Source organism: Mesorhizobium sp. M0045, assembly GCF_040323385.1.
In the GTDB taxonomy this organism is placed as follows: Bacteria; Pseudomonadota; Alphaproteobacteria; order Rhizobiales; family Rhizobiaceae; genus Mesorhizobium.
The window spans coordinates 174,510-181,243 of sequence record NZ_JAMYUY010000012.1; the positions used below are offsets into that span (position 1 = coordinate 174,510).

The following is a 6,734-nucleotide window of genomic DNA, read 5'->3' on the forward strand; positions in this document are numbered from 1 at the left end:
CGACATAGCGCCCATGGCACCCGCACCCTCGATCCCCAAGGCCGCATTCTGGATGGCGCTGTCGATCGCCTCGTTCCTGGCGATGTCGGTGGCCGGCCGCGCCACGACGGCAGAACTCAACGTCTTCCAGGTGCTCGAGTTGCGCTCGGTGATCGGCTTTTTCATCCTGCTGCCGCTGGTCATGATGTCAGGCGGTTTTCCGGCAATGCGCACCGGACGCCCGCTGGCTCATATCGCCCGCAACGTCGTCCACTATACCGGCCAGGCTGCCTGGCTTTATGCCTTGACGCTGATCCCGCTTGCGGTGCTGATCTCGATCGAATTCACGACGCCGATCTGGACTGCGCTGCTGGCGGTCGCTTTCCTTGGCGAAAGGCTCTCCCGGCCAAGGCTGGCAGCGATCGTGCTGGGGCTGATCGGCGTGGTGATCATCGTGCGTCCGGGCGTCGGCGCAGTCAATCCGGGGCATGTCATCGTGCTGGGAGCAGCGGTCTGCTTCGGGGTCTCGGTGGTTCTCGTCAAGTCGCTGACGCGGACGGACAGCGTCGTGCGCATCATCTTCTGGATGCTGATCATCCAGTCGGCGCTTGGCCTCGTCCCGGCGCTTTACGAATGGCGCAACCCGCCGCTCGAACTCTGGCCGTGGATCCTGCTGATCGCGTTTACCGGCATGTCGTCGCATTTCTGCATGGCCCGCGCACTTGTCTACGCCGATGCGACGGTCATCTCGCCAATGGACTTTTTGCGCGTACCGCTGTCGGCGATGATCGGATGGCTGCTTTATCACGAGCAGATCGACGCCTTCACCGCCGGCGGCGCCCTGCTGATCCTGCTTGGCAATCTGCTCAATCTGCAGAAAAAAGCCGCCAAACCTGCGGAAGTGGCGGCAGCGTAGCCCTGCGTTTCAATCGCCGTCGTCGGGTATGTTCAGAACGTGCCCACAGGCCTTGCAATGAACGGCGTCGGGCTCGTGCCGCTGCAGCCCGCATTGCGGGCAAGGAAAGAACACCTTGGTGGGACGGAAGAGCGCCTGTGCAAGCCGGACGAACAGCGATATGCCAATGATCATGGTGGCGATCGCGGTGAGCTTGCCGGCCACACCGGGCAGGACGATGTCACCGAAACCGGTCGTGGTGACCGTGGCGACCGTGAAATACAGCGCATCGACATAGCCCTCGAGACCACCCACGGTGCGGAAGAAGAAGGTGTAGACGAAACCCGTGATGACAAAGAGGAATGTCAGGAAATTGATGACCGCACGGCTCGCCTCGCGCCATCGCCTGAAGCCGCGCATCTCGAGAAATCGCCACAGCGCGCCGCTACGCGACAGCGACCACAGCCGCAGGATGCGCAAAAAACCGAGATTGGCCAGCGCCGTAGGCATCAGCAGAGTCAGCAGGATGAAGGCATCAATCCACGACGCCGGCTGTTTCATCAGGCGCAGCATGTCCTTGGAGGCAAGCAGCCGGGCAATCATGTCGGCGGCGACAAGTGCTGCCACGGAGTAGTCCAGCCAGAGGAACGAAGACGACTTCTGGATCACCGGCGTGGCGATGAAAAAGGCAATGATGGCAAGGTCGATGACAACAGCCGCAAGCTGAAACCGGAACGCCGCCGCTGTGCGCCCGTGATACAGCTTGCGCAACATGTCGCGCAGCCGGGCCAAGGCTGACATATCTTGGGCTCCGTTCTTGTCAGCTACCTTCATGACGATCGCGACAGCCTTCGCTGCGACAGCCGTCCAGTCGACAAGGCAGGCGGAAGCTTGCGCCATCCGACCGATCCCGGCGGTTGCGGCAAATGGCGCCAGCCGCGATCAAACCGGCCTTGCCTCTACAACGCTGATGCGTGGCCCCGCCTGGATGATCTCGGTCACCTCGAAGCCACCCTTTGCCAGCAGCGACTTGAATTCATCGGCCGTCCGCTCCTGACCATCGGGCGCGACCAGCATGTTGAGGTCGAAGAATTTGGCATTCGCCCCCTGATTGGGCGGCTCAAGCACGGCCTCAAAAACCAGCAACTTGCCGCCCGCACGGATCGCCTGGCGACAGTTTTGCAGGATCGCGACGTTGGTCTCGTCGTCCCAGTCATGCAAAATCCATTTGAGCAGCAGCGCGTCGGCCGCCACGGGCAGCTCGGCAAAGAAATCGCCTCCGACGATCTCACAGCGATCGGCGACACCTTTCGCCGCCAGCACCGAGGCGGCCGGCGCTACCACATGCGGCTGGTCGAAAAGGATGCCGCGGCTGCCCGGGGTCGCGGCCAGGACTTCGGCAAGCAGCGCGCCCTGGCCACCGCCGACGTCCATGATGACCGGAAACGACGAAAAATCATACGCCGCCAGGATGGCTGCCGCCACGCCGCGCGAATTCGCTGCCATGGCGCGATCGAAGATAGCGGACTCCTCTGGATGCTCTGCCCGGTATTCCCAGACGCCCTTGCCATGCGCGTGGCGAAATGCGTTCTTGCCGGTTTGGATGCTGTAGAGCAGTTCGCTCCACGCTTGCCGGTAATAGGGTCTTCCGACGAAGGCGGCCCAGGGTGCAGCGGAAAACTCAGCATCGGAGCGCAAGGCGCCGCCAAGCGGCGTTAGCGAGAACTGCCCGTCCTCTGCCTCGTGAAATATGCCGACCGCCGCAAGCGCCCGCAGCAACCGATAGAGCGCGCGCGGATGTGTGTCGGTCAGGCTTGCCAGATCTGCTGCCGAGCGCTTGCCGTCCTTGATGTGGTCGGCGATGCCGAGCGTCGCGGCGACCGAGATCGCCTGCGAGACGCGGTACCCGTTGACCATCCGTGTCAGTTCGAAAGCGGCTGCGCGTTCATCCATGGCGCCCCCAATCGCCAAACCCCGAAGGTTTCGGTATTTAAACCAGCTCCACTTCAACCACGCCCGGCACCGCGCGCATGGCTGACGCGATCTGAGGCGAGATACGATAACGACTGGGCAATTCGATCTCGACCTCCCCCTGGCCGTCATCCTTTATCAGCACAAAGCTTACCTGTCCCTCGCCCTTGACGGCAAGCTGGCCGGCAAGCGTGCCGATCGGTGCTGCGTCGCGCACGAAGATGCGCAACGCCTTCTGGACGCGGCTTGCCTCGTCCTCCAGCGACTGCACGGTCTGGATGCGCAGATTGACGCCTTCCGGCCTGTCCTCGGCCGAAACGGTGATGACCACCGAGCGGCCGGGCTCGAGCAGGTCGCGATATTGCGCCAGTCCCTCGGAAAACAGCACCGCTTCATACTGGCCGGACGTGTCGGAAAACTGCACGACGCCCATCTTGTTGCCGGTGCGCGTCTTGCGTTCCTGCTTGGTGGTCACCGTCCCGGCGAGCCGGCCGGCGGCCGCACCGCGTTTGACGGCGGCCGAGAATTCGGCCCAGGTCTGCACCCGCATTTTCTGCAGCGCCGCCTTGTATTCGTCGAGCGGATGCGCCGAGAGATAGAACCCGACCACCTGGAATTCACGGTGCAGGCGGTCGGCGGCGAGCCAGGGGTCGGTCGCCGGCAAGTTGAGTGCCTGCGACTGTGCGCCCAGCGAGGCGCCAAAGATGTCGTGCTGGCCGGTGACGGCATTCTGCTGCGCCAAGGACGCCAGCCCCATCATCCGCTCGACGCCGGCCATCATCGCCGCCCGGTCGAGACCGAAGCAGTCGAGCGCGCCGGCCATGATCAGGCTCTCGAAGACGCGTTTGCCGACGATCTTCGGATCGACCCTTTCGCAGAAATCGGCGAGGCTCTTGAACGGTTTTTCGCCGCGCGTGGCGACGATGTGCTCGACTGCGGCGTCGCCGACGCCCTTGAGCGCGGCCAGCGAATAGAAGATGCGGTTCTCGCCGACCTCGAAATCCCGGAACGACGTCATCACCGACGGCGCCACCACTTCGATGCCGAGGCGCAGCGCATCCTGACGGAAATCGGCGAGCTTGTCCGTATTGCCCATGTCGAGCGTCATCGATGCCGCCAGGAATTCGACGGGGTAATGCGCCTTCAGATAGGCGGTCTGGTAAGAGACGACGGCATAGGCGGCGGCATGCGATTTGTTGAAACCGTAGTCGGCAAACTTTGCCAGCAGGTCGAAGATGAAGTCGGCTTGCGGCTTGCCGACGCCGCGCTCGACCGCGCCCGAAACAAAGCGCTCGCGCTGCTTGTCCATCTCGGCGCGGATCTTCTTGCCCATGGCGCGGCGCAGCAGATCGGCTTCGCCCAGCGAATAGCCGGAGAGCTCCTGCGCAATCTGCATCACTTGTTCCTGGTAGACGATGACGCCTTGCGTCTCCTTGACGAGATGGTCGATCTTCGGGTGGATCGACGCCATCTCCTCCTCGCCGTGCTTTCTGGCGTTGTAGGTCGGGATGTTCTCCATCGGTCCCGGCCGGTAGAGCGCAACGAGCGCGATAATGTCCTCGATACAGTCGGGCCGCATGCCGATCAGAGCCTTGCGCATGCCGGCACTTTCCACCTGGAAGACGCCGACCACTTCGCCGCGCGACAGCATGGCGTAGGTTTCCGGGTCGTCGAGCGGAATGTGGGCGAGATCGATCTCGATGCCTCGGCGGCGGATCAGCTTGACCGCCCTGTCCAGCACGGTCAGCGTCTTCAGGCCAAGAAAGTCGAATTTCACCAGCCCGGCCTGCTCGACATATTTCATGTTGAACTGGGTGACCGGCATGTCCGAGCGCGGATCGCGGTACATCGGCACCAGTTCTGACAGCGGCCGGTCGCCGATGACGATGCCGGCGGCATGAGTCGAGGCGTGACGGTACAGACCTTCCAGCTTCTGCGCCGTGTCGAGCAGCGTCTGTACGATCGGCTCGCGCTCGGCCTCCTCGGCAAAGCGCGGCTCGTTGGCGATGGCGTCGGCGAGCTTGACCGGATTGGCCGGGTTCGACGGCACCATCTTGCTCAGCTTGTCGACCTGCCCGTAAGGCATCTGCAGCACGCGGCCGACGTCGCGCAGCACGGCGCGCGCCTGCAGGGTACCGAAGGTGATGATCTGGCCGACCTGGTCGCGGCCGTATCTCTGCTGGACGTAGCGGATGACCTCCTCGCGCCGGTCCTGGCAGAAGTCGATGTCGAAGTCGGGCATCGACACGCGATCGGGATTGAGGAAGCGCTCGAACAGCAGCGAAAAACGCAGCGGATCGATGTCGGTGATGGTCGTCGAATACGCGACCAGCGAGCCGGCGCCTGATCCGCGGCCCGGGCCGACCGGAATGCCTTGCGCCTTGGCCCATTTGATGAAGTCGGCAACGATCAGGAAATAGCCGGGATATTTCATCTTCTCGATGACCCCGAGCTCGAAATCCAGCCTCTCGCGATATTGCTCGACTGTATAGCCGGGCGTCGGCCCGTGCGCCGCCAGCCGCGCCTCCAGTCCTTCATGCGCCTGCCTGGCAAGCTCCTGCGCCTCCGCCTTGACCGCCGCATCGGCGTCGGCGACATCGCGGCCGGCAAAGCGCGGCAGGATCGGGTTTCGTGTCTTCGGATAGTAGGAGCAGCGCAGTGCGATCTCGACGGTGTTGTCGATCGCTTCCGGCAGGTCGGCGAACAGCCTCGCCATGTCGGCCTGGCTTCTCAGGAAATTGTCGGGCGACAGGCGGCGGCGATTATCGGCCGCAACCACGGAGCCTTCGGCGATGGCGATCAGGGCGTCATGCGCCTCATAGTCTTCACGAGAGAAGAAAAACGCTTCGTTGGTGGCAACCAGCGGCAGATCGTGGCGGTAGGCGAGATCGACCGACGACTGCTCGATCGCGCGGTCGTAGCCGGAGACCCGTTCCAGTTCGACATAGAGCCGGTCGCCGAACAGGCCCTTGAGCGCCAGCAGCCGGGTCTCGGCGAGTTCACGGCGGTCCTCTTTCAAGGCATTGCCGATCGGACCGCGCGGCCCGCCGGTAAGGCAGATCAGACCGTCGGAATGGCCTTGCAGCATCTCGCTCGTCAGATGCACCGCCTCGCCGGGCGGTGTCTCAAGGTAGACGCGGCTGACCAGCCTGACCAGATTGCCGTAGCCGGCCTCGGTGGCGGCGATCAGGACCACCGGCCGCATCTCCGGCCCCTGCCGCCTGCGGTCGCGCTGGCTGTCGTTCGCCTCACCGGAAAAGGCGAGGTCGATCTGGCAGCCGATGATCGGCTGGATGCCGTCCTTCACTGCCTTTTGCGCGAATTCCAGCGCACCGAACAGGTTGTTGGTGTCGGTGACGGCGATTGCCGGGCATTCGTCCTGCACCGCATGGCCGACGATCTTGCCGAGCTGCAAGGCACCTTCGAGCAGCGAATAGGCCGAATGCACGCGCAGATGAATGAACCGACGCGCCGCCGCCTCTGCCCGCGATGCCTTTGCATAGGCCTCGCGCAGCAAGGGATCGCGTGGAAGTCTCTCATCCGCCATGGTTTTTTCGCGCCGCCTAACAGGGACTCAGTCGATCAAGATGTATTGTCCGGCACCGGGTAACACGAGTCCAGCAGAAGCGATTGGGGCTTTGGACGTTTAGAGCAACCGCCGAAGCTGCCGATCTCCCCCCGTGGGGCCTGTTGCGCAGTAACCGGGGGATGTTTGGATGGGGCGGGATCGCAGGGATTTCGCTCGTCTTTGTGAGCTCCGCCCCCTTGTTTGGGGTTTCGGCGGCGGTTTCGGCCCGGGCGGCCGGGCTGCGGGCGCACCTATCCCGTGATGGCGGCCCATCGGCGCATGTTGAAGGCGATCGCCGCCAATGTCACCTGGGCGGTGGCC

At 63.6% G+C, this 6,734-nt stretch carries 4 protein-coding genes; 1 reads left to right on the top strand and 3 read right to left on the bottom strand.

The annotated features are described in order from the left end of the window. The first annotated feature begins 13 nt into the window (after positions 1-13). Positions 14-895, top strand: a complete 882-nt coding sequence (locus tag NKJ72_RS20005) for a DMT family transporter (protein WP_352479039.1) — start codon at positions 14-16, stop codon at positions 893-895. Positions 896-904: 9 nt separating this feature from the next. On the opposite strand, the gene NKJ72_RS20010 is transcribed toward NKJ72_RS20005, so the two are convergent. The 3 genes from NKJ72_RS20010 to dnaE form a co-directional block, all read right to left on the bottom strand. Next, the gene (locus NKJ72_RS20010; RefSeq protein ID WP_352479049.1) at positions 905-1,708 is read right to left on the bottom strand and encodes an ion channel; all 804 of its coding nucleotides are present in this window, start codon (positions 1,706-1,708) and stop codon (positions 905-907) included. A 108-nt stretch (positions 1,709-1,816) separates the two neighbouring features. After that, positions 1,817-2,827 carry a methyltransferase gene (locus NKJ72_RS20015; protein WP_352479040.1) on the bottom strand — a complete coding sequence of 337 codons (1,011 nt, stop codon included), beginning with the start codon at positions 2,825-2,827 and terminating at the stop codon, positions 1,817-1,819. A gap of 37 nt (positions 2,828-2,864) precedes the next feature. Continuing rightward, on the bottom strand, positions 2,865-6,392 hold the full coding sequence (gene dnaE, locus NKJ72_RS20020) for a DNA polymerase III subunit alpha (protein ID WP_352479041.1): 3,528 nt from the start codon (positions 6,390-6,392) through the stop codon (positions 2,865-2,867). Positions 6,393-6,734: the final 342 nt, after the last annotated feature.